This is a genomic window from Actinomadura coerulea (assembly GCF_014208105.1).
GTDB lineage: Bacteria > Actinomycetota > Actinomycetes > Streptosporangiales > Streptosporangiaceae > Spirillospora > Spirillospora coerulea.
The window spans coordinates 6,687,274-6,713,235 of record NZ_JACHMQ010000001.1; the positions used below are offsets into that span (position 1 = coordinate 6,687,274).

The window sequence follows — 25,962 nt, forward strand, 5'->3', positions numbered from 1 at the left end:
TACGTAAGGCCGAACGTAACACAAGGGCCGGACGGTGTCGGCTGGTATTCTGGTCGGCGTGCAAGCCCCTCGATTCACGCGGCGGACTCTTCACCCGTCGGCAGGGGCGCATGGGAGGCGGCGACCCGGCCCTGTGGTTGAGAAACCCTTTGTGAGGCAGGGCCGGGCCGTCGTTTTCCCAGTTCAGCCGATCGGTAGGAAAATATCCTTCGAGTGATGCGGCATTGGGTGCGTCCGTGAAAGGTGCCGATCCGCAACCCGGCTCCCGTGACCGGATTCGGTCGCGGGCTCTCCCGGGGGGCGGAGGAATCACAGGAATGATGCGGGCATGGCGTACCATGCCCGCATCGGGAAAAGGAACGTCAGGGGTTCACGACGGCCAGTGACGAATGGCTGGCGAACCAGGCGATCGTGTCGGTCAATCCGGCTCTCAAGCTCACGCGCGGCTCCCAGTCGAGCGCCCGGCGGGCCAGGCCGATGTCGGGGCGCCGCCTCGTGGGATCCTCCTCGCGGGCGCCGAGATGATGGATCGGCGACCGCGAGTCGCACAGCTCCCGGATGAGCTCGGCGATGGCGACGACCGGCAGCTCGTCGGGATTCCCGATGTTCATCGGCCCCGCGTGCCCGGCCAGGGCCGCTTTGACCAGGGCTTTCGCGGTGTCGTCCACATGGCACAGCGAACGCGTCTGCCGCCCGGTGCCGTGCACGGTGATGGGCCGTCCGGCCAGCGCCTGGCGGATGAAGGTGGGCACGAGCCGGCCGTCCTCCGCCCGCATGCGGCTGCCGTAGGTGTTGAAGATGCGCAGCACCGTGGTGTCGACGTCGTACACGGTCCGGTACGCCTCGCAGGCCGCCTCGCCGAACCGTTTCCCCTCGTCATATGAGGAGCGCGGCCCCATGGGGTTCACATTGCCGTGGTACGACTCCGTCTGCGGGTGCACGGATGGGTCGCCGTAGACCTCGCTGCTCGACGCGTACACATATCGGGCGCCTTTCTCCCGGGCGAAGTCCAGGGTGTTGAGCGTGCCGAGGGATCCGACACGGAGGGTCTCCACCGGACGTGCCAGATAGTCGACCGGACTGGGCAGCGAGGCGAGGTGCACCACGGCCCCGACCGCGCCGGCCAGGTCGAGAGGTTCGTTGATGTCGTGTTCGATGAGTGCGAACCCGGGCCGGTCCGCCAGATGTGCCACGTTATGGGGTCCACTGGTGGCGAAGTTGTCCACGCAGTACACCCGGCACTCCATGTCCAACAGCAGTTCACACAGATGTGACCCGATGAAGCCGCTTCCCCCGATTACTGCGACGGACGATAATGAGTTCACCTATGCCACCCTCTACTGAGTGCCGGATCCACGTTCTGCACGGATGAAGTCGATGATCACGTCGATGTCCGGGTCATAGCCGCCCGCCGTGGCGACGCGGAGCGAGGGAGCCGCGAGCGACGGCTCCTCCCATCCGCTCGCGGCGCCGCCGGTTCCTCCTCGCCGGGCCAGCGCCGCCCGCCGCGTACCGGGACCGTCGGGCTGCTCGCGGAGCCGCGCGGCCACGCGCCGGCGGGCCAGCCCGGGATCGATCACGCAGTGCACGAGCCTGACGTCCGCCCCGGCCTTGAGCGAGTCCAGCCCGAGGCGCCACCTCCGATGCTGGAAGGCCGCCTCGGCCACGACCGACACCTTCGAGGAGAGCAGCAGGTCCACCGTCTGGAAGAAGGCGTCGAAGGCCATGCGCGCGACGGACTCCTTGCCGGCGACGCCGAGGTCGTGCCCGAAGGTGTGGAAGATGCCCTCGTTGATGGCGTCGCGCGACACGAGGGGGCACGGCAGCGTCCGCGCGAGCAGGCCCGCCAGGGTCGTCTTGCCCGAGCCGGGAGGCCCGCTCACGACGACGAGGGTCGGACGGTACGCGCCGGCGGGCGCCGTACCGGACGTCCCGGCCGGTGCCTTGGAGGCGCCTGCCGGGGCCTCGTCCGCGCCTTCGCCCTGGTCGCCGTGCTCCACTTCGTCGAACCCTCCCCTCGATCCTCAGCCGAGCGCGTCCGGCGGCGGGCCGGCCTCGTCCGCCCAGGCGACGGGCAGCCGGTCCCGCGGCACGGTGAGCCGCGGCGGCCCTCCCATGGGCGCGAAGCCCACGCCCAGCCACGTTCCCGCCGTGATCACGGCGTCGCCCGTGCCGCCCGCTGCCGACGCCGCGGCGGTCCCGTCGTGCAGGAACCGCAGGTCGGCGCCGACGCCGGCGGCGTCGCGGATCGCGCGCAGCAGCGCGGGAGCACCCGCCGCGAGGCATCCGTAGATCCCCTGCCCGTCGTCGGCGGGCAGCCCGTCCCGCACGAACGAGGCGACGCTGACGATGACGCGGATCCGCTTGGCCGTCGGGTCCGCGACGTCCCGCACCGCCTCGGCCAGCGCGGCGCCGACGGCGGACTCGACGGTGCCGGGCAGGCGGGGTGCGGGCCCGGCACGGAGGTGGCGGAGGCGCCGCAGGGTGCGGCCGTGGCGTTCCGCGACGGCGGTCCTGATGCTGGTGTGGCCCAGGTCGGCCACCACCGCGGCCTCAGTGCCGGAGCTCGCGGGCAGGTGCCGGGCCGCGCCGATGAGCGGGGCGAGCTCCGGCCGGGGCGGCAGGGCCACGGGGCACGGGTGCGGAGCGAGACCGGCGGTCGCCCTCGCTCCCTCCAGGACGAGCGGGCCGCACGCGCCCGCCAGCAGGCCGCCGGCGAGCCATACGCGCTCGACGGTCGTCCACCGGGCGAGGAAGTCCCGGCGGTACGGCGTGCTCCCCTGGCGTGCGGCGGTGGCCGGGTCGCGCAGCGTCGCGATCAGCGCTCCGAGACGCGTCCCGAAGGCGTGCAGCACGGCGGCGGCCGAGCGCGCCGAATCCGCGTCGGACGACGCCGCGGCGCGGGCGAGGTCGTCCGCCAGGCGGTCCCTCCGCAGGCCGGTCAGCCCGAGGCCGGCGGCCAGGGCGTGCAGGGCGTCGCGGGAGCACGCGTCCTCCGCGAGCCGCCCTTCGACGCCGATCGACCCGGCGGGGCCGAGGACGACGTGGTTCAGGGACGCTTCGCCGGTGAGGTCCCGGAGGCGGTCGGACGTCTCGGTCACGGTGTTCTCCGGTGGTCGTCCGCGAGCGCCGTGCGCCGGGTCGTCGCGCGCTTCGCGGCCGGGGCTATCGTCGCGGCGTGACGTCCTCGCCCCCGCCTCCCGCCCACCCGGCCGCGCGGCCGCGACTGATCGCGACCGACCTCGACGGCACGCTGCTGGGGGACGGGGGCGCCGTCAGCGCGCGCAACGCCGCCGCACTGCGCCGGGCGGCGGACGCCGGCGCCGGAGTGGTGCTGGTGACCGGACGGTCGCAGCACCGGCTCGGAAAGGTCTACTCCCAGCTCGGTGCCCGGTACCTGGCGATATGCGCCAACGGCGGGGTGGTGTACGACCCTGCGGGGGAGCGGGTGCTCGCCTGCCGGCCGATGCCTCCCGCGCACGTCCGGCGGGTGTGCGCGCTGCTCCGCGAGCGGGTGCCCGAGGTGGTCTTCGCCGCGCACGTGGAGTGCGGCGGCCGGGTCCTGCACGAGCCCGGCTGGCCCCGGAACCGGAAGGCCGCGGACGCCCCGCCGCCGACCGTGCTGCCGGACGTGACCGGCGGGCCGGTGGTGAAGCTCCAGGCGCGCGCCCCCGGGCGCGAGCCGGAATCGTTCGTGGCGCTGGTGGCCGCGACCGTCGGCGATCTGGTCGAGGTGACCCGGCAGGGGTACCTCGGGCTGGTCGAGATGAGCCGGCGGGGGGTGACGAAGGGCAGCGCCCTCGCCGCCGTCGCCGGCGAGCTGGCGATCCCGGCGGCCGACGTCCTGGTGTTCGGCGACATGCCCAACGACGTTCCGATGATGCTGTGGGCCGGACGGTCGGTCGCCGTGGCCAACGCGCACGCGGAGGTGCGGGCCGCGGCCACGGACGTGACGCTCGCCAACGTCGAGGACGGCGTCGGCGTGTACCTGGAACGCCTGCTGGACGGGCGCGCCTGACCCGGGCGGACCCGCCGGAGGCCGTTCCCGGCGGTCGCGGCCGCCGCGGCCCGGCCCGGGGCGGCCGCGTCGTGACCGCCTACTGCTCAAGGCCGAACGCCGCGGAGACTCGCCGTGCAAGGTCGTCCTCGGTGACCGCGGGGTCCACCCTGAGCCCGTTCAGGCCCAGGTCCCGGGTCTGCTCGGTGAGCCGCTCGGTGAACATGGCGTCGCGCTGGAGCAGGTTCCGCAGCGCGTGCCCCGGGTCGCCGGTCTTGGCGACGAACCCCCACGCGGGGCCGCCGCGGCCGTCGAACACCGCCTCGCGGAACCCGGGGGTGGGCAGCAGCCACACGGCGCGGCTCATCTCGGTGAGCAGGGGCCGGACGAGGCCGGGCAGCAGCCGGAAGCCCTCGGCCAGCACCGGGCGGTCGGCGGGAAGGGCGAGGAGGTCCTCGACGATCAGGCCGAACCCCTCGCCCCGGTACCAGTGGAAGGTGTCGAGCATCTCGCGCGGGCTCCTGGACACCCACCGCTGGTCCATGTCCATGGCCGCGAACTCGCGCAGGTAGGGGGCCTCCTCCGCGGGCAACCGCCGGGCGTGGTCGGGCATGACCGCGTCGGTGTCGTACAACCGCATCCCGTACCGGTCGGCGATGCGCCGCGCGATGGTGGACTTCCCGGCCCCGCTGCCGCCGCCGATCCAGTAGACGTGCCGCAACCGCTCCCGCGCGACGTCGGGGTGGGTCCCTTCGTTCAGGGCAGAGTGCATTCGTCGGCTCCTCGCGAGTGCCTATCGGCTTGAGGTCTCGCCGCCGCCGCGGCGGTCGGCGGTCTGGTACAGGTCAGCGTACTGACGGGCTATCCCGCTCCAGGCGTACTCGCTGACGCGCCCGTCGGCGGCCGGACCCAGCTCGCCGCGCAGGGCCGCGAGCATGTGCTTCTGGAAGCCGGCGACGTCGTAGGGGGACACCGAGGGGACGTCGGGGAAGTCGTTCAGGATCTCCGGGACCTGGTCGGTGACGACCAGAGGGCAGCGGCAGGCGATGGCCTCGAGGGCGACCATGCAGAACGTCTCCAGCAGGTTCGACGGCACGACGGTGACGTCGGCGGCCTGGTAGTACGCGGGCAGCTGCTGGTGGGGGACGAAGGACAGGAACGACACCGACGCTTCGACGCCGAGCCGCGCGGCGGCGCGTTGCAGGTCCTGCCGGAAGGGGCCGTCGCCGACGACGAGCAGCCTGCTGTTCCCGACCTTCGCGCTGATGCCGGCGAACGCCGACAGCACGGTCTCGACGTTCTTGTCGGCGGCGAGGCGGCCCACGTAGAGCACGATCTTGGCGTCGGAGGGCAGCCCCAGCGTGCCGCGGGCCCGGGCGCGGTCGCCCGGGGCGAAGTGCTCCAGGTCGATCCCGGGCGGGATGACGGCCGACGGCGGCAGGCCCGCGTCCGTCAGCGCCTGGGCCTGCGCCTGGCCGATGGCCACGATCCTGGCTCCGGCGCGGATCCGGCTGATGCGCTCGGCCAGCAGTTCGTCCGCGCGCGCGTCGGTTCCGGTGGGAAGCCACCGGCCGACCCGTCCCCAGTGGGTGACGACGATCGGCCCGTCGACCCGGTCGAGCAGCGCTTCGGCGTCCTCGAGACCCTGGACGTGGATCACGTCCGCGCCGGCGAACTCCGGCAGCGCCGTGACCGCGGCCAGCCACCGGCGCCGCCGCAGGCGCCGGCCGAGCGCGCGCACCCCGCCCGGCGCGGACGCGATGGCGGTGTCGAGCCAGGTCGGCCAGCGCAGGTAGCGCGGATCGAGGTCGTCGAGGCCCGCGAAGTAGGCCATCCGCGGCCCGCCGACGAACAGGCTCACCTCGGTTCCGAGCGGGGGCAGCGCACGGGCGATCTGGATCATGCCGATCTGCCCCCCGGGCACGCCGGCCCGCCCGGGCACACCGGTCTGGCTCCTCATGATCATCAAGGTCTTCACGAACTCACCCGCTCCCCCGTCCCGGCCGCCGCCGGGGCACGTCCGGCCGGCTCCCCGGCGAGGACGCCGGCGGGCACCGCCGACATCCGGTAGATGGAGACCCGCCCGCGCTCGGCCCCGTACACCTCGACGGGCAGGGACATCTCCCAGCCGACCCGTCCGCCGTCCGTCAGTTCGAAGGCGGCGCCGGCCGTGGAGTTCGTGACCAGGACGCCGCCGTCCGGCAGCGGCTCGGCGCCGCCCGCGAGCGGGCAGAAGAACGACTCCGGCGGGGAGGCCGTCCAGCTCCACCCGATCTCGCCGGTGGCCGGATCCACCGCGACCAGGCGCGAGCGCCGCCTCTCCACGCCGTTGTCGAAGACCAGGATCCGGCCGTCCGGGAGCAGGGTGGGCTGGTGCGGCCTCGACAGCTCGCCGGGCCCCCACCACCACGCCACCCGGTCGCCCGCGCGGCCGATCACCGCGATGGCGTCGAGTTCCCGCATGCAGACCAGCAGGTCGCCCTGCGCCCAGAGGCCCGCCGGGTGGGCCGGCAGAACTTCGAGGGTGTTGGCGTGCAGCACGTCGCACGGTGACCCGGGAAGGGCGCGCAGGAGCCGCAGTGCGCGGCGCCGCTCTCCCGTATGGGTTCCCGTCCGCAGGATCTCCCGGGTCTCGGCGGCCGCCGCGTCCGGGACGCCGTCGCCGGGGACGGGCCATCCGCGCCGCCGGAACGCGGCGGCGCGCCGCCGTACCTCCGTGTCGATCAACCGGCGCAGGCCGGGGTCCGTCCGCAGGACGTCGTACAGCGACGCCTCACTCTCGACGACGCCGTCGGCGGAGACCGTCGTGACCAGGTTGTCGAGCACCACGTGGGCGGCCGGGCCGTCGCCCACACGGCGGGGCGCCTCGCCGAGGACCAGGACGGTGCCGTCGGCGTCGATCGCGAGATCGTGGTGCGCGGCCACGTCGCACGCCCATTCCAGCCGCGAGTCGCGGGTGAGCTTGAGCAGCGCGCGCAGCGGCACGACCGCGAAGAGGCCGCCCGACCCGTCCATCTCGACGTGGTTCCAGCCGCGCAGGTAGCTCGGCGGGTCGTCCTCCGGGCGGGGCTGGCCGTGGGTGTGGCTCCAGGTGTGCAGGATCGTCCCGTCGCGGTCGATGACGTACGCCATCGGCGTGGGATAGCTCGACGCGGGGGAGAACAGCAGGCCGCGCGGCTCGCCGGACCGCGGGCTCACGCGATCGCCTCCGGCCCCACCGGCGCGGCCGCGGTGAAGAACCGGGCGATGTGGGAGTGGTCGGGCGGCAGCCCCCGGGTGATCCGCTCGTGCAGGTAGCCGAGGATCTCGTCGAACAGCAGGTTCGGCATGCGCCGGCGGCGCGCGATGAGATCGTCCCGGTGCCGCTCCAGCGCGACCAGCCAGGCGCGGTACCCCTCCACGACCGGGTCCGCCACCGGCCACTTGGCGTTGATGTAGTCGCGGGCCACGGCGAACTTCGACGGCGAGATCAGCTGCGCTCCGGACACCACCCCGCTGGTGTCGGGGATCTGGTGGTAGACGGAGGTGATCTCGTCCACGAAGGCGACGCGGTAGTTCAGCTGGGCGGTCAGCGCGATCCACAGGTCCCAGTCCTCGCAGACGTCCAGCCGCGGATCGAACCGGACGTCGGTGCGCCGGAAGTTGCGCACGATCACCGAACCGGTGTGCAGGTAGTTCGCCACCATCAGGAAGCGGAGATCGTAGGGGTAGGCCTTGAGCCGGTGGTCGCCGAGGTTTTTCGGCAGGGCGTCCAGCCGCCGCTCGGACACGACGGCGCCCAGGTAGACGAAGTCCGCCTCCCCCCGCCGCAGCGGCTCGCACCCGACGGCCAGGTGCGGGGGCAGGAAGACGTCATCGTCGTCGAGGAACGCGATGTACTCGCCCTGGGCGGCGTCGATGGCGACGTTGCGCGGCACCGACGCCCCGCCCGAGCAGCGGTCGAGCTCGATCAGCGTGACGCGCAGCCGCGGCTTCCAGGCGTCCACGAGGCCGCCGACGGACCGGCCGCCGTCGTTGACCACGATCGCCTCGACCGCGTCCCCGTCGTCGGAGAGCCTCCGGGCGGCCGTCCTGACGCTGTTCAGCGCCGCGTCCAGCGCCGCGGCACGGTTCAGGGTGGGGATGATGACGCTGACCAGCGGCCGGGAGCGGGGGGTGCGCAGGTCAGCCGGCATGTCCGCCTCCCGAGGCCGTCCGCGTGTACCAGCGGTCGCCGACGACCATGTCGTCGATGCCGCGTTCCTCGCAGTAGGCGGCGAGGTCCGACATCCGGTTGATGAACCCCCGCCGCAGGTGGTTGAGCGAGGTGTTGCACAGCACGCCCAGCCCGGTGCGGTCGGCGAACGCGCTCAGCAGGCCGTGCAGCGGCGGATTGCCCGCCGCGGTGACGCTCTGGGCGCGGGCCGAGCCGTCGACGTGGGTCACCGCCGCCAGCCGCGGCGACCGGACGCGCCGGAAGTACAGCATGTACGGGTCGGGGAAGTCCTCGACGAAGGCCTCCGCGAGATCCTCCTCGCGGCAGCACGGCGCGATCGGCCGGTACGGCTCCCGCCGCTTGATCTCGTTGAGCCGGTCCCGGGTCGCCGGCGAGTAGGGCTCGGCCAGCAGCGACCGGTTGCCCAGCGCGCGGGGACCGACCTCCCAGCGTCCCTGCACCCAGGCGACGATCCGGCCGGACGCGAGCGCCGCCGCCAGGGCGCGGTCGTCGCGGGGCCGGTCGTGCCACCGGCCCGGATCGGGGCGCGTGTCGACGACGAAGTCGAGCCCGGCGTACACCGACCAGTCGATCGGCGTGGTGCGGCCGTGGTGGGCCAGCGCGTCGATCGCGGTCCCGATCGCCGACCCGGAGTCGCTGGTGCACGGCGGAACGAACACCGAGCTGAAGTGCCCGAGGTCGCGCCACGCCGCGTTCCAGTCGCAGTTGAGCCCGCAGCCGCCCGAGATCCGCAGCGGCGTGCCGGCCGGCAGCTCGCGGACCGCGGCCTCGGCGAACATGTCGAAGATCCGCTTGGTGAGCAGGGCCGCGGCCGTCTTCGCGGCCTTCGACTGGACGCCGGCGTTGTAGAGCACGGTGTCGGCGAAGTCGGCCTTCGGCGCGGGGTTGACGACCGGCGCGGCCAGGATGCGGTCGACGGCGGACTCGATGTCGGCGTCGGCGTCCTTCGCGTCGGCGTACGCCGCCAGCGCCATCAGCTTGCCGCTGCCGTCCGTGCGGGGCGTCTGCCCGTGGTCGGGGAACGTCGGATCGGCCAGCGAGAACAGGAACGCGTAGCGGTCGCCCGGGTGGGGCAGCACCGGGACGGTGCGCACGACCCGCCAGTCCCGGTCGACCAGGTGGAACGAGCCGATCACGCCTTCCCAGACCAGGACGGTGCTCAGCTCCTCGTCCCCCGGCGGCGCCATCCCGACGGCGGTCATCAGGTGCGAGCGCTCATGCGACGACGTGAAGTACTCGACCTCGGAGCCGAAGAACCGGATCCTGCTGCTCCGCACGGCCGAGACCCCCGAGTAGCCGGCGCCGATCGCGCCGCCCGTGCGCGGCTTGGCCCAGCCGCCGAGCGCCACCACGTCCGGCATGCGGTCCAGCCGCTGGGCGGCCTCCAGCAGCGTCGTCGGAGTCAGCGGCGCGTACCGGGGGAACGTGTCCTTCTCCGACTCCAGGCACCACAGCAGCCGGCCGTCCTCGACCACCGCGATGGATCCGTCATGGCCTGGTTTGATCGCCATGATCAGCATTACGGGAGGACCTCCTGCGGGGATTCGCCGAGCTCGCGGGCGACCGCGGCGACCAGGTTGGTGACGATCTCTGTCATCAGCCGCGCGCCGATGGCGGGGCTCGCCGCCGCCGCCCGGTAGACGACGCCGGTCTTGGTCCGCAGATCCTGCGGCACGGGGAGGACGAAGTAGCGCGCCCGGCGCGGGATCTCGTCGTCGGCGAGCAGCTCCTCCCGGACCAGGTGCGGCGCGGCGTGCATCACCAGGCTCGTCTCCACCATCGCCGCGTGGTGGTCGTCGTGGCGGGCGACGCCGGTCTCGGCGGCGATCGCGTTGCGGCTCTCCTCGGTCACCACGTCCCACCAGGTGACGGCCATGATCCGGGCTTGCGGCGCGGTGTCGGCGAACAGCTCGGCCGCCTCCCTGAGCGCGCCCAGGTTGACCTTGTGCGAGTCGAGCAGCACGAACCTGCGGGCGCCGTGCCGGTAGGAGGCGCGCAGGACGTCCAGCACCAGGTTGGTGAACGTCGCGGCCCGCACGTTGGTGACGCCCGGGAACCGGCCTCCGCTGGCCGCGGGGTCGGTGGCCAGGCCGTAGGTCAGGGGCGGCAGGACCAGGACGTCCAGCCGCTCCTCCAGCTGCCGGGCGAGGTGGTCGGAGATGATCGTGTCGGCGGAGAGCGGCAGGTGGGGGCCGTGGCCGTCGATCGAGCCGATCGGCAGGACGACGATCCGCCGCCCGATCTCGTCGTCGTACTCCTGCCACGTCATGTCCGCGATGCGCATCAGTGTGTCTCCTCTGTGGAGGGCCCGGCCGGCGCCGCGTGCGTGAGCGCGCCCGGCACGCCGCCGCGGCGGGCCCGGCCGGCGGCCGCGGACGCGTCGCGCTCGACCCAGCCGAGGCTGGGGGGCGGCGGTCCGGCGGTGGGGCGGCGCCGCCGCAGGTGCAGGAAGTCCTCCTTGTTGCCGCAGCCGAACCCGGCTCCGCAGGCGGTCCAGGGCTCGCCGGCCGGCCGGAGCTCGAAGCCCTCGTCCAGGACGTTGCCGATCCGGTCCTTGTCCAGGGCCTGATAGCGCGAGCACCGGTACACGTCGCCGCGGATGCCGATGTAGAAGTAGTCGTGGCCCGCGCTGCACATCTGCCCGCGCAGGTCCCGCATCGCGGCCATGTTGAGGTCGAGCAGCTCGGGATGCGCGCCGAGGCGGATCGCGCGGTCGATCCCGTTCTCCGCCTGCTCGCGCAGCACCGGCACCATGGCGCCGAGTTCGGTGTGCACGCCGTGCGGTGTGAGCGGGTCGTAGCCGAGATCGAGGTTGAACCGCAGGCCCGCGTCCTCGGCGGCCCGCCCGAGGTCGACGACCTGCTGCTCGTTGTCGGGGAACAGCAGGCCGTTGACGACGACGAAGCATCCGTAGCGCTCCTGCGCGAAGCGGGCGTTCGCGATGAACCGCGCCAGCGGGATCTCCGTCGGGTGGTACGTCACCCACAGTGAGATCTTGCGGATGTCCCCTTCGCGGTCGAGCTGCTCAAGGCGGCGCTTCAGCAGTGACCCATTGGTCAGCAGTTCGACGAAGTCGATGTTCGGACGCGTGCTCAGCCCGGCCGCCTTCGACAGGAACGGCCGGGACGCGAACGGCTCTCCCAATGTCGCCAGCCGCACCCCGACCCGGAAGGGACGGTCGGCGATCCAGTCCACGACCTTCTCGAAGCGGGATCGGTCCTCGTCGGACCAGTCGGCGATATTGCTCTTGGCGTAATCGTTGACGGAAACGCAGTACGCGCAGCGGAAATTGCAGAGCCGCTGTCCGGAGACGTACCAGATGCGAATCCGGCCGGGAGGGGTTTCGTCAACCACGGCCCACCCCCCGGTGGCAGCCTTTCAACGGGAAGCTGGCGAGCGGGCGGAACTGCCGGCGGGGAAAGTCGGGCAGCTGGTCATGGCACGTCCGGCAGAGGTAGTCGTCGGGCGCCTCGGCGACACCGAAAACCCTGCGGCGCAGCTGGACCGCCGCCTCACCCGTCATGAGGTCGTGCACGGAACCGGAGCGGATATTGCCGAACTTCTCGCGCTGGTAGTAGTCGTTGCAGCAGATGAACATGTCGCCGGCGACCGAGAAGTGCGCGTGGTTCACCGGCCAGCCGCAGCCCCGCAGCCTGCCCTCGACGCGGACGTCCTGGTGGTAGTCCTCCGCCAGCGATCCCGCCCGGTCCGACAGCAGCGTCGAGCGGACCGCGACGCCGCGCGGCTCGAACCGCTCCCGCAGCTCGCCGAGCCGGCGCCGCGCGTCGGCCCCGCCGCCGTTGACCACCATCTCCATCGGCAGCCCGGCGTCGAGCGCGGCCTCGACGCCGGCCAGCGTCCGCGCGAGGCCCCTGGTGCCCGTCAGGTCGTGGAACGAGTCCTCGTCGAGCGCCGGCAGGTTCACCACCAGCTGGAACAGCGTGTCCCCCTGCCGGAGCAGGGCGATCTTCTCCTCGGTCAGCCTGCTGGCGTTGGTGAAGAGCCGCAGCTTCAGCCCGTGCGTGCGCAGGACCGCCAGGCGCTCGGCGAAGAAGCGGTCCAGTGTCGGCTCGTTGTAGAAGTGGAACGTGACGTACCGGATGGTGTCGTACGGAGCGATCTTCTCGATGATCTCCTCGAACAGCGGCATCGGCATCGTCGCCGGCGGCTTGCGGTCGAGCGAGACGGGGCAGAACTCGCAGCCCCAGTTGCAGTGCGCCGTGACCTCGATCTGGGCGGTGGTCAGCAGGTACTCGGCGCACAGGTCCTCGGGGCGTTGCAGCCAGCCGCGGCCGGCCAGGTCGTCGACGACCTCGGGGCCGTGCGCCGCCGCGAGCACCGGGCGGCCGACCGGCGCCGCCGCGGCGTCGTGCAGGGCGCCGAGCGCGGCGGCGTCCCCGTGCCAGACGACGGAACGGTCCAGCCCGATCGCCCCGAACGCGGCCCACTCCGGCGCGGTCACGTCCGGATATGCCGGCGTCAGTTCGTCGATCGCGTACACCACCGGGCTTTTGTCGCCCGGGCGGACGAATGTCAGATAGGGCGAGGTCTGCAGCAGATCCGATGTCTGCCGTACGCCCGAGCCGGAGGCGGGGGTCGATTGCTCAATTCGAGGTGGTAATCCGTCCGTTCGCAGGTCAGACCCATTCACTCGGGCGCCTCCCAGTTGCCGATGGCTGCAGGTGGTCACGCACAAGCGTCAGACGGCGGGCGGGGTCGGAAAAGAACCGCCGCCCGCGGGGGAGCATCTGGGCGATCTTGACCCAACTTCCAGTGGATTTCAACCCCTTGTCCGCCGAGCGACTACGGGTTGACGGCGAACGGGGAGGTCGCGCGTATGGAGCGGCGCGGTCCCGCTTTTCGGACAGTCGATTACCCGGCCGCCTAAGCGCCAATTCACCGACGGCGCATCAATGCTGATCCTTCAACTATTCCGCCGGGAGGCGGCCGAGGCGAAAGGCCGTGGTGGCGGAGCGAAAGGGGGCGGGGCCGGCTCCCGGAGCCGGGACGGCCGGACCCGCCCGGCGGGTCATCCCTTGACGGTCAGTAGCGGCCGCAGCTCGACCACCGGGTCCGCGACGCCGGCCCGTTCGAGGCTGGACACGACGGGGCCGATGTCCTTGTACACCCACGGCGCCTCCTGCTTGAGGTCGCGCCGCCAGGCGGCCATGACGTCCGCGCGGCGGGTCACGGCCGGGTCGCGGTGGTCGAGGGGCGTGACGACACGGAACCCGGCGAGGAACTCGTCGAGTTCGGCGTCGCCGGCCCGCGACGCCGCTCCGCGCGGAACGCGGCGCCCGGCGCCGTGGCACGCGCTGGCCAGCGTCCGCGGGTCGCCGTGCCCCCGCAGCACGTAGCTGGCCGCCCCCATCGACCCGGGCACGATGACCGGTTCGCCCCACATCGCGTAAGGCCCGCCCGCCATCTCCGCGTACCCGCCCGCGGGAGTCGCGCCCTTGCGGTGCACGACCGTCCCGTCGTCGTGCCGCCACAGCAGGTTGTGCGGGGCGTCGTAGACCAGCTCGCCGGTGAGGTCGCCGCACTCCGCGGCAAGGCCCTGGCGCAGCATGAGCGAGAGGAAGTACCGGTTGCCGACCGCGAAGTTGGCGGCGTTGCCGAACGCGTCGAGATAGCGCCGCAGCGCGGCCTCGTTCCGCTCATCGAGAAGGATCGGAAGGATCTTGTTGTCCGGCAGCGGGACGGACGCGGGCCACGCCCTCCTCGCCTGCTCCAGGCCGTCGGCGTTCGCCTGGTGCCCCAGCGACAGCGAGCCGCTGTGCACCATCAGCACGACCTGCCCGAGCTCGAACCCCCAGGCGTAGGCGGCCTGCCGGTCGTGGACCGACGCGACGTACTGCAGCTCGGCGAAGTGGTTGCCGCCGCCGACGCCGCCGATGATGCTGTCGTAGCTGGTGCCGCCCGCACTGTCGATCCAGTCGCGGAACGGCTCGGCGGTCGTGACCGGGTACCGCTCGCCGTGGACGCGGCCTGGCCGCCCGTCCTCGGGCCGGTGCTGCGACCAGATTCCGCTCGCGGGGTCCCCCGGTACCGCGAGCAGGCCGGGCAGCCCGTCCCGCAGGAGGGCCTCCCGCTGGATCCCCGACAGCGCGATCCGGCGGCCGCCCTCGAAGAACAGGTGCCGCAGCCGTCCTTCCAGCGCGTCCAGCCGGGGACGGACCCGGTCGACGTCGAGCGAGGTCGTCTCCAGCCGCATGCCGCAGTTGATGTCGTTGCCGACCGCCTGCGGGATCAGCGCGCCGCTGGTCCGCAGGACGGTGCCGATCGGGATCCCGGCACCCTTGTGGAGATCCGGAGTGAGGGCGACGCGGTCGACGCCCGCCTCCCCGTGCCCGGTCGCGTCGGCGAGCCGCGCCAGGGTGTCGGCGGTTTCGAGCACGGTGAGGATCTCCTCGACCGCGCTGGTCTCTATCGGCACGTCGGCGCCGGCGCAGATGTCGACGGGGATGCCCCACCGGTTGGGGAGATGGAGCCAGCGGTCGTCGGTGCGGACGAGGCGGGAATCCTGCTGGAGCGCAGTCATGGGCTTTCCTTGGTGGCTGCTGGATTTCGGGCATGGGTCACAGACGTGGTCGTCCGCAGGGGGACGCACGGGACATCGCCCGCCGGGCGATGGACTCCCCGAGGTTCAGCAGCCGCGAGGTGGAACGAACCCTAGCCGCGGCCTTACGGCCCGGCCAACAGGTTTGATCCGGGGCCGTACCGGCGGCGCGCGAACGGCGGGGAGGCAGAGCCTCCCCGCCGCCGGGTCACTCAGAGTCGGCCTTCCGACCCTGGATCACCGCCGCCCCGCAGGAGGCGACGAGGATCAGGCCGATCGCCGCCAGCCCCAGAGGGCCGGGGGCGGTCTGCGCCACGGCCAGCCCCAGGAAGGTCCCGAGGAGGGTCCGCAGCGGAGAGAGCATCACGGTCGTCGACGCGAGAAGGCCCCGGTCGAAGGCCCTGACCATGACGACGCCATTGAGAAGCGAGAGCAGCATTCCGCTGCACGCGCAAATCAATAGATACAGCCAATAGCCATCAGTCACGCCGGTCCAGTCGCTCTCGAACGTCCACGCACCCAGTCCGAGGAAGACGAAGGCGGGGATGCCGGAAATAGTGGTGATCTTCCCGCGGACATCCTTGCCGAACACTTCCATTTTCCTGCTGTAGTAGGCGTGCGTGGCCGCGGTGATGAACAGCGTCCCCAGTCCCAGGCCCCAATCCGGAACGAGCCGGCCCAGGACGTGGAGCTGCGGTATGGCATCGGTGAACGCGCTCCCGCCGGCGTCCGGAGACTTGCCGGCGGTGTCGGCCGCGAGGACCCAGATGCCGAGGCCCGCCAGGATCGGCCACATGGCGGTCGAGTACCTCCCGTTCCTGGCGTCCCGCACGATCCTGGGACCGACCAGGAAGATGGCGCTGACCAGGAACGAGAGCGGCTGCAGGAGCTGCAGTTGAACCCACCGCAGGCCGTACTGGAAGGCCGCGTTGTTCACCCCCATGCCGATGCCCAGGAGGAGGGCCGGCATCCATACGGCCCAGCGGCTTCGCAGCGACGGTCTGAAGTACAGCCACATGACCGGCATTCCGAAGAACACCGAGACGCAGGCCGCCGTCATGGGCCCCACGTTCGCGGTCGCGCCCGTGAGGGACAGGACGAAGCCGTTGGCGACGCCCGCCGCGTTCGCAATCATGACCATCGCGAGAACCCATTTGTCCGCAGCGCGCAGATCGCCTGACAGCGTCCCCAGATACCTGCGGACGCCTGCGAGGAACTCTCGCGGGCGCCACTTTCTTCCTTTCATCGGAACCCCTTTGTTTGTTGGGGCGCACAAAGGGATTCCGGTGGCATCGCCCCGGCCCTCTCTGCGCCCGCTTTCACGGACGACCGAAGAGCCAGGACGGCTTTTCAGTTATAGGTTGCGCCGCAATGTTACCAGAACGGCGGTAGGGAATATGGGCACCCTAATCATCGAGGAGCCGTGAGAGCCGATGTCCGGCGGGCAATGGCGTCGGCCCTGAAGGGCGGTTCGCCTTCGCGCGGTGCGGAATCTTCGGACCGCCGCAGCCGCGGAGCGGCTTCCCGGCGTTGCGGCCGTGAGCGCAGCGTGGGCCGCGGTGAAGGAGCTCCGCCGGGCCGCCCGGCTGCCGGCTCGCGGGTGATCACGCGTGTCCGGTCGTGCGCGGAAGGTATCGATCCGGATTTCGGGAGTTCGTATGCGCGGCGGCTGTCGATTCGGCCGCCGGCCGTTCGGCGGAAAGCTGTGAAGCACCGGAAACGCGGTGCTCGACTTACGTGCAGGGAGCCCGCGATGACCGCCGGACCGGCCAGCGACCACTCGGAGACCGCCGCCGCCCAGGTTCCGTTCCGCGCGTTGCCGCGGACGGGCCTGCGCTCCCCTCCGGGTCAGGCCAGGGACGAGCTGAGGGCTTTGAGGCCTTCGACCACCTCGGAGGCGGTCGGAGCGTGCTCCGGATCGGTCATCCACTGCGCCATCAACCCGGTGATCAGCGCCAGCTGGACCGAGCCGATGGTGCGGGCCGCCCGCTCGGTCACGGCCTCCTCGGATGTTCCGGTGGCCATGGCGGCCATCCCGCGGCGCCCTTCGCGCTGGCTGGCCGCGATCTGCGCGCGCAGCTCGGGCACGCGCTGGGACTGCACGAAGGCCTCGAAGCTGGCGAGTGCGGTGCGGTCGTGATCGTTCAGGGAGTCGATGATCCGCTGCCAGAATCCCGTGTGGCCGTCCTGATCCGCGGGCTCGCCGTCGGCCAGGACCTGCCCGAAGGTCGCGGACCAGTTCTCGATGGCCCGGACGAGCGCCAGGTTGAGCAGCTTCTCGGTCGACCCGTAGTGGTAGCCCACCGCGGCCATGCTGACGCCCGCGACGCCCGCGATGTCACGCAGCGTCGTCTTGGCGTAGCCCTTCTCCTGGATGCATCGAACCGCCGCTTCCAAGAGGTCCTCCCGGTTTCCCATCCGCGCAGCATAGCACCTGCCTGAGGCGTTCGACTTAGGCGGATGCCTTGCGCATCTGCCCAAAACATGTCTATGGTCCGAGGAACACCCCCCCGAAACGAGGACGAAGATGCCCACTGACGCGCTACGGCTGAACGCCGTTCGCAAGATCTACGGAACCGGGCCTGCCGCCGTGACCGCCCTTGACGGGCTGTCCCTGACGCTGCCCGCCGGTACCTTCACCGCTGTCATGGGCCCGTCCGGCTCGGGCAAGAGCACCCTGCTGCAGTGCGCGGCCGGGCTGGACGTCCCGACCGCAGGCAGCGTCGTCGTCGGCGGTGTGGAGATGTCCGGGCGCAGGGAGGCCGAACTCACCCGCCTGCGCCGCGAGCAGATCGGTTTCGTGTTCCAGCACTTCAACCTGCTACCCACACTGACCGCGCTGCAGAACGTGACCCTTCCGCTGCGCCTGGCCGGCAAGCGGGCCGACCTGGCCGCCGCCGCGGCGGTGCTGGCCCAGGTTGGGCTGGACGGTCGACAGGGGCATCGTCCAGCCCAGCTTTCGGGCGGCCAGCAGCAGCGGGTCGCGATCGCCCGGGCACTGGTCACCGGTCCCAGCGTCATCTTCGCCGACGAGCCGACGGGCGCGCTGGACACCCGCAGCGCCCGCGAGGTGCTGCGGCTGCTGGCCGGCACCGTGTCGGAGCAGGGGCGGACGGTGGTGATGGTCACCCATGACCCGGTCGCCGCCTCCTACGCCGGATCGGTGCTCTTCCTGGCCGACGGCAGGATCGTCGGACACCTGACCGGCCCGACCCCCGACGCGGTGGCCGAACGCATGACCCACCTGGGCGAACTCGCCGAGCGGCAGCGCGCCGCCCAGGCCGGCCCGATCTCGGAAGCGGTCTGACCCATGCTCACACTCGCCCTGAACACCCTTCGGCGCCGTACCGGCGGTTTCGCCGCCAGCTTCCTGGCGATGTTCTGCGGCGCCATGATCCTCATGGCCTTCGGCTCCCTGCTGGACACCGCCGGCACCAAGGGCGTGGATCCCGACAGCGAGAGCGCCCTCAATGTCCTGGGCCTTGTGGTGGGCGGCTGGGGGCTGCTGCTGGTGACGTTCGCGGTCACCTCCACCCTCACCCTGTCGGTACGGCAACGCGCCGCGGAGATGGCACTGCTGAAGAACATCGGCGCGACGCCGGGCCAGATCACCCTGATGATCACTGGGGAGGCTCTGATCCTGGCCGTGGCGGCGGTGTCCCTGGCGATCGTCCCCGCCGCGTACACCGGCGGGTGGCTGCTGGACCGGCTGACCGCCAATGGTCAGGTCGCCACGAGCATCACCCATCATTTCGGCGGGTTCGCCCTCCACCTCGGCTACGGGGTCACGCTCGTCGCGGCCGCCGCCGCCGCGCTCACCGCCGCCCGGCGCACGGCCCGGATGAGCGCCAGCGCGTCCCTCCTGGACGCCGCCGGCGGCGACGCGCGGATGAGCCGCAAACGGGTGGCCGCCGCCGCGGTGTTCCTGTTCCTCGGCACCGACCTGGGCGTCATCACCGCGACCGCGATGCGCGGCAAGGACGACTTCGAGCCGATGGCCACGGCCGGCCCGGCCGCCATCTGGTTCTCCATCGGCCTGGCGCTGCTGGCCCCCGCGCTGCTGCGCCGCGTCACGGCCTGGCTGGAGGGCCCACTGCGGCGCCGCGGCGCCGCGGGCCAGCTGGCCGCGCTCAACCTCGCCCAGCGCACCGGCCCCATGTCCACGGCGGTCATGCCGATCATCCTGTTCACCGGCATCGCCACCGGCACCCTCTACATGCAGGCCACCGACAACGCCGTCAACGCCGCCAGAGGCATCAACGAGACCGCCGCCTACCGCAACGCCGAGACCACCAACATGATCGTCATCGGCATGATCCTGCTCTTCGCCGCCATCATGGTGGTCAACTCCCTGGTCGCGACCACCGTGAGCCGGCGCCGCGAATTCGGCCGGCAACGGCTCATCGGCGCCACACCCCGCCAGGTGCTGCACATGGTCGCCGGCGAGGGAGCGGTTCTGGCCGCCACCGGCGTCCTGTTCGGCACACTGTCCTCCCTCGTCACGATCATCCCGTTCAGCATCACCCGCTCCGGCTCACCCATCCCCGATGGCGGCATCCTGCTCTACCTCGCCGTCGCCGCGATCGCCGCCGCACTCACCCTGGCCACCAGCCTCGCCGCAGCCCACCGCACGCTGCGGACACCGGCCATCGACGCGGCGGCCACCTGACCCGCCGCACTCGCGCCGCCGGAGGCCGTGGAACACATCGGCCACCTGTTCGGCGGACTCCGCGGCCGGTAGTGATCCGAGTCTCGGTGGTTTGTACGCGCCGGCGGTCGATTCGGCCGCCGGCCGTTCGGCAGAACGCGTGAAGGCACCGGGTAAGCGGTGCTCGACCCAAGTCCAGGGAGCCTGCGATGACCGCCGGACCGGCCAGCCCCCACTCCGACACCGCCGCCGCCCGGGTGCCGTTCCGCGCACTGCTATGGACGAGCCTGATCGCCTCGGGCTTCGCCGCGGCGGCGACCGAGGCGTTCAGCGCCGTCGTCCGGGCCGCGGGCGTCCACCTCGCGGTCGGCGACCCGGGCGGGAGCGCCTCCAGCGTCGTGCCGGTCAACGCCGGCGCCTGCGCGATCTCCATCGCGATGGTCATGGTCGTCGGCACCGGCATCGCCGCGCTGATCAATCGGCGCTCGTCCCGCCCGGCCCGCACCTACGTCATCGTGGCGAGCGTGCTCGCGCTCGTGTCCCTCGTCGCCCCGCTGACCGCGGCGGCCACCTCCACGGGGACCAAGCTGACTCTCGTCGCCGCTCACCTCATCGCGGCCGCGATCATCGTGCCCCTGGTCGGCCGCCGGCTCGCCGGCACCCGGCAGGACGGATCGCGGTAAGAATGTGTGGCCCCGGTGTCGAGAACGTGCGGCTTCGAACGGCACACCGTGCGCCGAGCCCACGACAATGATCATCACGACAAGGGAGACCCGACCATGCGTTACATGGTGATGCACTACGAGACCGAGGCCATGGAGAACGGCGTCACGCCCACGCCGGAACAGCAGGCCGCGATCGGTGAGTACATGCGGGAGTCGGCGATGGCCGGCGTCCTGCTCGGCGGCGAAGGGGTCCATCCGAGCTCGGCCGGCGCTCGGCTCGAGATCGCTGACGGGGACGTGCGGATCATCGACGGCCCGTTCGCCGAGGCCAAGGAACTGATCGCCGGCTTCGCGATCCTCGAGGTCGACTCGCTGGCGGAAGCGATCGAGCACGCCCGCAAGTTCGCGCTGATGACCGGTGTGGAACGGGTCGACGTACGCCGCGTCGTCGAGTTCTCCGACCTGCAGTAGAACGCCGCCCCGGACTCGGCCGCCGCCGTCATGGAAGCAGGAGACCTCGACGCCACGCTGGCGACGCTGTGGCGCGTCGAGTCCCCCCGCGTCGTCGCCCGCCTCGTCAGGCTCGTCGGTGACCTCGACACCGCCGAGGAGCTCGCGCAGGACGCCTTCGTCGCCGCCATCGAGAAGTGGCGGCACGAGGGCGTCCCCGGCAACCCGGCGGGCTGGCTGAACACGACCGCCCGGTTCCTCGCCGTCGACCGGATCCGGCGACGCGACACCAAGCGGCACAAGTACCGCCTCGTCGCGGCGACGACACCTCGGAGCACCGAGCTCGACATCGGTCAGATCGTCGACGGCGACCTGGCCGACGACCTCCTCGGGCTGATCTTCATGTCCTGCCATCCGATCCTGTCGCCGGACGCGCGGTCCGCGCTCACCCTCAAACTGGTCTGCGGCCTCACCACCGGCGAGGTCGCCCGAGCCTTCCTCGCCCCCGAGGCGACGATCGCCCAGCGCGTCGTCCGGGCCAAACGTACTCTCGCGGCGGCCGACATCCGCTTCGAGCTTCCCGGGCCGGCCGAGCGTCCGGCCCGCCTCGCCGCCGTCCGGGAGGTCGTCTACCTGGTGTTCAACGAGGGATACTCGGCCACCAGCGGCGACAGCTGGGTCCGCCCCGAACTGTGCTCCGAGGCACTGCGGCTCGGCCGGATGCTGGCCAGCCTGACACCGGACGACACCGAGACCCTCGGCCTTCTCGCGCTGATCGAACTCCAGGCGTCACGGCTGACCGCCCGCGTCGGCCCGCAGGGCGACCCGGTGCTCCTGATGGACCAGGACCGGACCCGGTGGGATCGGCTGCTGATCCAGCGCGGGCTCGCGCTCATCGAGCAGATCCACCGTTTGCGCGGCACCGTGGGGCCCTATGCGCTCCAGGCCGCGATCGCGGCGTGCCACGCCCGGGCCGCGACCGCCGCGGACACCGACTGGCCTCGCATCGCGGCCCTCTACGACGGGCTCGTGCAGATCACCTCGTCGCCCGTGGTCGAACTCAACCGCGCCGTCGCGATCGGCCGGGCGTTCGGGCCGCAGGCCGGACTCGACGTCGTCCGCCCGCTCCTGGACCATCCGGCGATGCGCGGCTACCACCTCCTCCCGGCCGTCGCGGGCGACCTGTCCTGCGGCGCCGGGAACCACGAGGAGGCGCGGCAGTACTTCCTCAGCTCCGCGGCCCTGACGGCGAACACGCAACAGCGCAGGACCATGCAGCGCCGGGCGGCGGACTGCGCGACCCACCACGCCGGAAGCACCTGATCCGAGTGTGGTCGTGTCGCTCTTTCGGTGGTGGCGTGAGGTGAGGGTCATCCGAGGAGGACCCCACCTAACCGTGTGTACCCCCTACCGGATTCGAACCGGCGCTACCGCCTTGAAAGGGCGGCGTCCTAGGCCGCTAGACGAAGGGGGCCCGGGGTGGCGGAGATGGGCGCCACTCGACTCGCCAAGTCTAGAGGACGTGGCGGGGCGGCGCGCAAACGGTTACCTCGGGGAGGGGGTTCGGGACGGGCTGGCGGTCGGGGACGGGGTGCGGGACGGCCAGTCGGACGGGAACTCCGAGGGGAACGGGGACGTCGGGGACGCCGGCGGGGACGCGGCCGGGGGCCGGGGCTGGACGGCGCGGTCCGGGGCGGGTTCGAGGTGGCGTTCGATCTGGGCGGAGGTGAGGCCGAGGCCGCCGAGGCGGAGGTCGTCCCAGCCCTGGAGGCGGTGGCTGGCGCGGCTGAAGTAGAGCACGGACAGCTCGATGGGGGTGGGCTCCTCGTGTTCGAGGCCGCGCAGGCCGGCGCCGCCGGTGGAGCCCTGGACGAAGAGGCGGGTGCCGGTGGGCAGGAGCTTGGTCGAGCGGGCGTGGGTGTGGCCCGCGAGGACCATGGGGGCGACGCCGGAGAAGCCCTCGCCCTCGGTGGGGTCGTGGGTGACGACGAGGTCGGGGAGCTTGCCCGCCCTGCGGAGCTCGTCGGCGTGCCTGAGGCCCTCGGCGCGGAGCTGGTCGGCGCCGACGTAGTCGTCGCGGGTGCTCTTGTCGGGGGTGAAGCGGGGGTCGCCGAGGCCGTAGACGCGCAGCCCCGCGACCTCGCGGGTCGAGCCGTCCAGGACGATGGCGTTCTTCTCCCGCTCGACGGCCTTCTGGGTCTCCTTGGAGTCGTGGTTGCCGCGGACGTAGACGTAGGGGACCTTCAGGTCGGAGATCTCGTCGGCGAACTTGTCCTCGGGCTTGCTGCCGTGGTCCATCAGGTCGCCGCTGTCGACGATGAGGTCGACCTTGAACTGGGTGCTGACGGACTTGATCACGTTCCAGGCGGCGGGGTTCAGGTGGATGTCGGAGACGTGCAGGACCCGGATGGTGGAGGGGTCGGGCTCGTAGGTGGGGAGGGTGGAGGTGGTGGCGTACAGCTCGGAGATGTTGCCGACGAGGCGGGCGAGCTGGGCGCGGTAGGCGGAGAAGCGCTCGACGATGCTGCGGGCGTCGCCGACGACCTGGGGGGCGTTGGCGAGCAGGCCGGTGTAGCGGGGTTCGGCGATGGACTGGGGGTTGAACGTCCCCCAGGTGATGAGGGTGACGGCGGCGAGGCCGGCGGCGGCGGAGCCCAGGCCGAGCAGGGCGCGCCGCCAGGAGCGGAAGAGGGCCAGGGACGCGACGAAGCTCGTGGCCAGGCCGATGAGGACGGCGCGCAGGAGGAGCTCGGCGAGGCCGTGCCGGAGCTGGCCGGTGATCTGGTCGGTCAGGCGGTCGAGTTCGGTGTCGTCCTCGATCAGCTTCTTGGCCTGGTCGGGGCGCAGGTCGGTGAGGCGGGCCTCCAGGGAGACCGGCCCCCCGTGGGTGTCGAGCCGGAGGGAGCCGAGCGGCGGCAGCTTCAGGGTCGTCCCGCCGTGCAGGGACGGCTGGAGGGTGAGCTGGACGTCCGCGGGGCCGACGGGGGTGACGTAGCTGCCGCCGGCGAGGAGGCCGAGGTAGCCCCCGGCGAGGCCGACGACGACGACGAGGGAGAACCGCGTCCAGCGGCTGGTGAGGACGGGCCGGGCGCGGCGGGTGACGGGCGAGCAGGCGGCGCGGGCGCGCGCGGCCTGCGCGCGCACGGCGGCGAGGGCCTGGGTCGACGCGGCGCGGACCTTGGGCACGTGTTCCCCTTCTGTCGAGCAGAATGACGAGTGTGATGGAGTTGTCGCGAGAGGCCTTCGAGGACCTCGTGGCGGAGGCTCTCGACAGTGTCCCGCCCGAGCTCACCGCCCACATGCGCAATGTGGTCATCGTCGTGGAGGACGATGCGCCTGAGCGCGGCCTTCTCGGCCTGTACCAGGGCATCCCCCTCACCGAGCGGGGCGACTGGTACGGGGCCGTCCTGCCCGATCACATTTCGATCTACCGCCACGAGATACTCCGGATTTGCGACACCGCGGAGGATGTTGTGGAAGAAGTCCGGATAACAGTCGTACACGAGATCGCGCACCACTTCGGGATCGACGACGAGCGGCTGCACGAACTCGGATATTGATCAGGGAAATGCGCACTGTAGGTCACGCGACTGCCACGCAGCGTGAGTTAATAGGGGAGGGCGCCCGGCACCGGGCGGGCTGAACTGGAGCGTGCGTGGCGGGAAGGCAGACCGGCCGGCATCGTCGTCCGCCGGGTGAGCAGGCGACCTACCGCGAGGTTTTCGCGGTGGGCGAGTTCCGCGCTCTCTGGCTCGCGCAGGCCCTGTCCTTCGTCGGCGACCAGCTCGCGCAGGTCGCGCTGGCCGTGCTCGTGTACGACCACACCAGGTCGACGCTGCTCACGGCGCTGATGTACGCGCTGACCTACCTTCCGCCGATCGTGGGCGGCCCGGTGCTGTCAGGCCTGGCCGACCTGTTCCCCCGCCGGACGGTGATGGTCGTCTGCGACGTCGTACGGGCCGGGCTCGTGGCGGTGATGGCGCTCGTGCCGATGCCTGTCGCGGGCCTCGCGGGGCTGGTGTTCCTGACGGTGCTCCTGGGGACGCCGTTCTCCGCCGCCCGCGCCGCGGTCATGCCGGACGTGCTGGAAGGCGACCGATATGTGGCGGGCTCGGCGATCGCGAGCGTCACCCAGCAGATCACGCAGGTCCTGGGCTTCCTGCTGGGCGGCGCGGCCGTCGCCGTCGTCGGGACGTACGAGGCGCTCGGGCTGGACGCGCTGACGTTCGCCGCGTCCGCCGTCGTGCTGATCGGCGGGCTGCGGCGGCGGCCCGCGCAGCGGCGCAGGGAGCCCCAGTCGCTCGGGCTGTGGCGCGGGACGCGCGACGGCGTGCGGCTGGTGTTCGGCGATCCGGTGCTGCGGTCGCTGGTGCTGTTCGCGTGGCTGTGCGCCTTCTACGTGATCCCCGAGGGCCTGGCCGTCCCGTACGCGGCGACGTTCGGGGGCGGCGCGGTGACGGCCGGGCTGCTGCTGGCGGCGATGCCGGCGGGGATGGTGGTGGGCTCGCTGCTGTTCAGCCGGTTCGTCCGTCCGGCGAGCCGCCTCCACGTCATGGGGTGGATGTCGATGCTGGCGTGCCTGCCGCTGATCGGCGCGGGCGCGCATCCGCCGCTGTGGTGCGTCGTCGCGCTGTGGGCGCTGTCGGGCGTCGGCGGCGCCTACCAGCTCGCCGCCAACACCGCTTTCGTGGGGGCGGTGCCCGCGTCGGGACGGGGGCAGGCGTTCGGCCTCGCCCAGTCCGGCATCCTCGCCGGGCAGGGCGTCGGCATCCTCGTCGGCGGCGCCGCGGCCCAGGTGCTCGGGCCGGAGACGGTGGTGGCGCTCGCCGGCGTCCTCGGCCTGTCGGCCGCCGCGATGCTCACCCTGGGCTGGAACCAGGTCCGCGGCGGCGTCATCGCCGGGGCGCGCGAGCACGTCGAGCCCGTCGTCGTCACCCCCTCCGCCGGGGGCGGCGACGAGCTGTCCGGCATCCCGGCGTCCTAGGCGTGGGTGCGGTTCTTGTTCACCGCGTCCTTCGTCTTCTGCACCGCGTCCTGGACGGTCGGCGAGTCACTGGCCTTCTTGAACAGGTCCTCGGCGACCGACTTCGGCGCGCCCTCCTCGGGGATGAGCAGCCACGCGATCGCGTAGAGCACGACGCCGGCACCGCCGAAGATCGTGAAGATGGCCAGGCCGAGCCGGAGCAGGTTGGGGTCGACGCCGAGGAACCGTCCGGCGCCGGAGCACACCCCGGCGATCATGCGTCCCTCGCGTGTGCGGCGGAGCTGCTTGCTCGGGGTGGTGCCCGTGGTCTTGTCCATGTCCATGCCTCGATCATGCCCAGCGAAAGGTAACTCTGACATCCGGATTCGCCCTGATTCATCCCTGATCGCACCCCTGCCCGGTCAGGGTCGGGCCTCCGACGTACCCTCGTCGCGGACGGCCCC

Annotated in this window: 24 protein-coding genes and 1 tRNA gene; 8 read left to right on the forward strand and 17 right to left on the reverse strand. The window is 72.0% G+C overall.

Annotated features, from left to right (window positions below; all coding sequences use genetic code 11):
- Positions 1-362 precede the first annotated feature (362 nt).
- From BKA00_RS31040 to BKA00_RS31050, 3 genes are read right to left on the reverse strand one after another with little or no spacing between them, the layout of a single operon-like run.
- A complete protein-coding gene (locus BKA00_RS31040) occupies positions 363-1,325 on the reverse strand; it encodes an NAD-dependent epimerase/dehydratase family protein (protein ID WP_185031085.1) in 963 nt (320 codons plus the stop codon).
- A 12-nt stretch (positions 1,326-1,337) separates the two neighbouring features.
- Positions 1,338-2,000, reverse strand: coding sequence for an AAA family ATPase (locus BKA00_RS31045; protein ID WP_185031087.1), 663 nt, complete (start codon positions 1,998-2,000; stop codon positions 1,338-1,340).
- Positions 2,001-2,024: 24 nt separating this feature from the next.
- On the reverse strand, positions 2,025-3,101 hold the full coding sequence (locus BKA00_RS31050) for a hypothetical protein (RefSeq protein WP_185031089.1): 1,077 nt from the start codon (positions 3,099-3,101) through the stop codon (positions 2,025-2,027).
- Positions 3,102-3,178: 77 nt separating this feature from the next.
- On the opposite strand from BKA00_RS31050, the gene BKA00_RS31055 reads away from it, so the two are divergent.
- Complete coding sequence (locus BKA00_RS31055; protein WP_185031091.1) at positions 3,179-4,018, forward strand: HAD-IIB family hydrolase; 840 nt, start codon at positions 3,179-3,181, stop codon at positions 4,016-4,018.
- Between the two features lie 79 nt (positions 4,019-4,097).
- On the opposite strand, the gene BKA00_RS31060 is transcribed toward BKA00_RS31055, so the two are convergent.
- From BKA00_RS31060 to BKA00_RS31110, 11 genes are all read right to left on the reverse strand, one after another.
- Entirely contained in the window at positions 4,098-4,769 is a 672-nt protein-coding gene (locus tag BKA00_RS31060) for a shikimate kinase (RefSeq protein ID WP_185031093.1), read from the reverse strand.
- Positions 4,770-4,790: 21 nt separating this feature from the next.
- On the reverse strand, positions 4,791-5,957 hold the full coding sequence (locus BKA00_RS31065; RefSeq protein WP_185031095.1) for a glycosyltransferase family 4 protein: 1,167 nt from the start codon (positions 5,955-5,957) through the stop codon (positions 4,791-4,793).
- Positions 5,958-5,971: 14 nt separating this feature from the next.
- Positions 5,972-7,195 (reverse strand): arylsulfotransferase family protein, encoded by a 1,224-nt coding sequence (locus tag BKA00_RS31070; RefSeq protein ID WP_185031097.1) that lies wholly within the window; start codon positions 7,193-7,195, stop codon positions 5,972-5,974.
- Entirely contained in the window at positions 7,192-8,172 is a 981-nt protein-coding gene (locus BKA00_RS31075; RefSeq protein WP_221493358.1) for a glycosyltransferase family 2 protein, read from the reverse strand. Before BKA00_RS31075 ends, BKA00_RS31070 begins: the two co-directional genes overlap by 4 nt.
- Positions 8,162-9,724: a carbamoyltransferase C-terminal domain-containing protein gene (locus BKA00_RS31080; protein ID WP_276515160.1), complete on the reverse strand. Its 1,563-nt coding sequence runs from the start codon at positions 9,722-9,724 to the stop codon at positions 8,162-8,164. Before BKA00_RS31080 ends, BKA00_RS31075 begins: the two co-directional genes overlap by 11 nt.
- Positions 9,725-9,732: 8 nt before the next feature.
- Positions 9,733-10,497 (reverse strand): creatininase family protein, encoded by a 765-nt coding sequence (locus tag BKA00_RS31085; protein ID WP_185031101.1) that lies wholly within the window; start codon positions 10,495-10,497, stop codon positions 9,733-9,735.
- A complete protein-coding gene (locus BKA00_RS31090) occupies positions 10,497-11,567 on the reverse strand; it encodes a radical SAM protein (RefSeq protein WP_185031103.1) in 1,071 nt (356 codons plus the stop codon). Before BKA00_RS31090 ends, BKA00_RS31085 begins: the two co-directional genes overlap by 1 nt.
- Entirely contained in the window at positions 11,560-12,717 is a 1,158-nt protein-coding gene (locus BKA00_RS31095; protein ID WP_221493359.1) for a radical SAM protein, read from the reverse strand. The genes BKA00_RS31090 and BKA00_RS31095 overlap by 8 nt, the downstream gene beginning before the upstream one ends.
- 525 nt (positions 12,718-13,242) lie before the next feature.
- Positions 13,243-14,754, reverse strand: coding sequence for an RtcB family protein (locus BKA00_RS31100; RefSeq protein ID WP_185031104.1), 1,512 nt, complete (start codon positions 14,752-14,754; stop codon positions 13,243-13,245).
- Between the two features lie 226 nt (positions 14,755-14,980).
- Complete coding sequence (locus tag BKA00_RS31105) at positions 14,981-16,018, reverse strand: DMT family transporter (RefSeq protein ID WP_185031106.1); 1,038 nt, start codon at positions 16,016-16,018, stop codon at positions 14,981-14,983.
- Positions 16,019-16,620: 602 nt separating this feature from the next.
- The gene (locus tag BKA00_RS31110; protein WP_185031109.1) at positions 16,621-17,190 is read right to left on the reverse strand and encodes a TetR/AcrR family transcriptional regulator; all 570 of its coding nucleotides are present in this window, start codon (positions 17,188-17,190) and stop codon (positions 16,621-16,623) included.
- 109 nt (positions 17,191-17,299) lie between these two features.
- On the opposite strand from BKA00_RS31110, the gene BKA00_RS31115 reads away from it, so the two are divergent.
- The 5 genes from BKA00_RS31115 to BKA00_RS31135 all read left to right on the forward strand — a co-directional run bounded on the left by BKA00_RS31115 (position 17,300) and on the right by BKA00_RS31135 (position 21,858).
- Positions 17,300-18,079: an ABC transporter ATP-binding protein gene (locus tag BKA00_RS31115; protein ID WP_185031111.1), complete on the forward strand. Its 780-nt coding sequence runs from the start codon at positions 17,300-17,302 to the stop codon at positions 18,077-18,079.
- A 3-nt stretch (positions 18,080-18,082) separates the two neighbouring features.
- Entirely contained in the window at positions 18,083-19,441 is a 1,359-nt protein-coding gene (locus BKA00_RS31120) for an FtsX-like permease family protein (protein ID WP_185031113.1), read from the forward strand.
- 188 nt (positions 19,442-19,629) lie between these two features.
- Complete coding sequence (locus tag BKA00_RS31125) at positions 19,630-20,103, forward strand: DUF6069 family protein (protein WP_185031115.1); 474 nt, start codon at positions 19,630-19,632, stop codon at positions 20,101-20,103.
- A 96-nt stretch (positions 20,104-20,199) separates the two neighbouring features.
- Positions 20,200-20,556: a YciI family protein gene (locus BKA00_RS31130; protein ID WP_185031116.1), complete on the forward strand. Its 357-nt coding sequence runs from the start codon at positions 20,200-20,202 to the stop codon at positions 20,554-20,556.
- A 30-nt stretch (positions 20,557-20,586) separates the two neighbouring features.
- Complete coding sequence (locus BKA00_RS31135) at positions 20,587-21,858, forward strand: RNA polymerase sigma factor (RefSeq protein WP_185031118.1); 1,272 nt, start codon at positions 20,587-20,589, stop codon at positions 21,856-21,858.
- Between the two features lie 78 nt (positions 21,859-21,936).
- On the opposite strand, the gene BKA00_RS31140 is transcribed toward BKA00_RS31135, so the two are convergent.
- Positions 21,937-22,009, reverse strand: a tRNA-Glu gene (locus tag BKA00_RS31140).
- A gap of 71 nt (positions 22,010-22,080) precedes the next feature.
- Complete coding sequence (locus BKA00_RS40695) at positions 22,081-23,721, reverse strand: metallophosphoesterase family protein (protein WP_230299047.1); 1,641 nt, start codon at positions 23,719-23,721, stop codon at positions 22,081-22,083.
- A gap of 23 nt (positions 23,722-23,744) precedes the next feature.
- Between BKA00_RS40695 and BKA00_RS31150 the strand changes: the two genes are divergently transcribed.
- Together BKA00_RS31150 and BKA00_RS31155 are read left to right on the forward strand one after the other, a co-directional pair.
- On the forward strand, positions 23,745-24,095 hold the full coding sequence (locus BKA00_RS31150) for a metallopeptidase family protein (RefSeq protein WP_221493360.1): 351 nt from the start codon (positions 23,745-23,747) through the stop codon (positions 24,093-24,095).
- 95 nt (positions 24,096-24,190) lie between these two features.
- Complete coding sequence (locus BKA00_RS31155) at positions 24,191-25,519, forward strand: MFS transporter (protein ID WP_185031120.1); 1,329 nt, start codon at positions 24,191-24,193, stop codon at positions 25,517-25,519.
- Here the strand turns inward: BKA00_RS31155 and BKA00_RS31160 are convergent.
- On the reverse strand, positions 25,516-25,842 hold the full coding sequence (locus tag BKA00_RS31160) for a PspC domain-containing protein (protein ID WP_185031122.1): 327 nt from the start codon (positions 25,840-25,842) through the stop codon (positions 25,516-25,518). The two genes, BKA00_RS31155 and BKA00_RS31160, sit on opposite strands and share 4 nt — an antisense overlap.
- Positions 25,843-25,962: the final 120 nt, after the last annotated feature.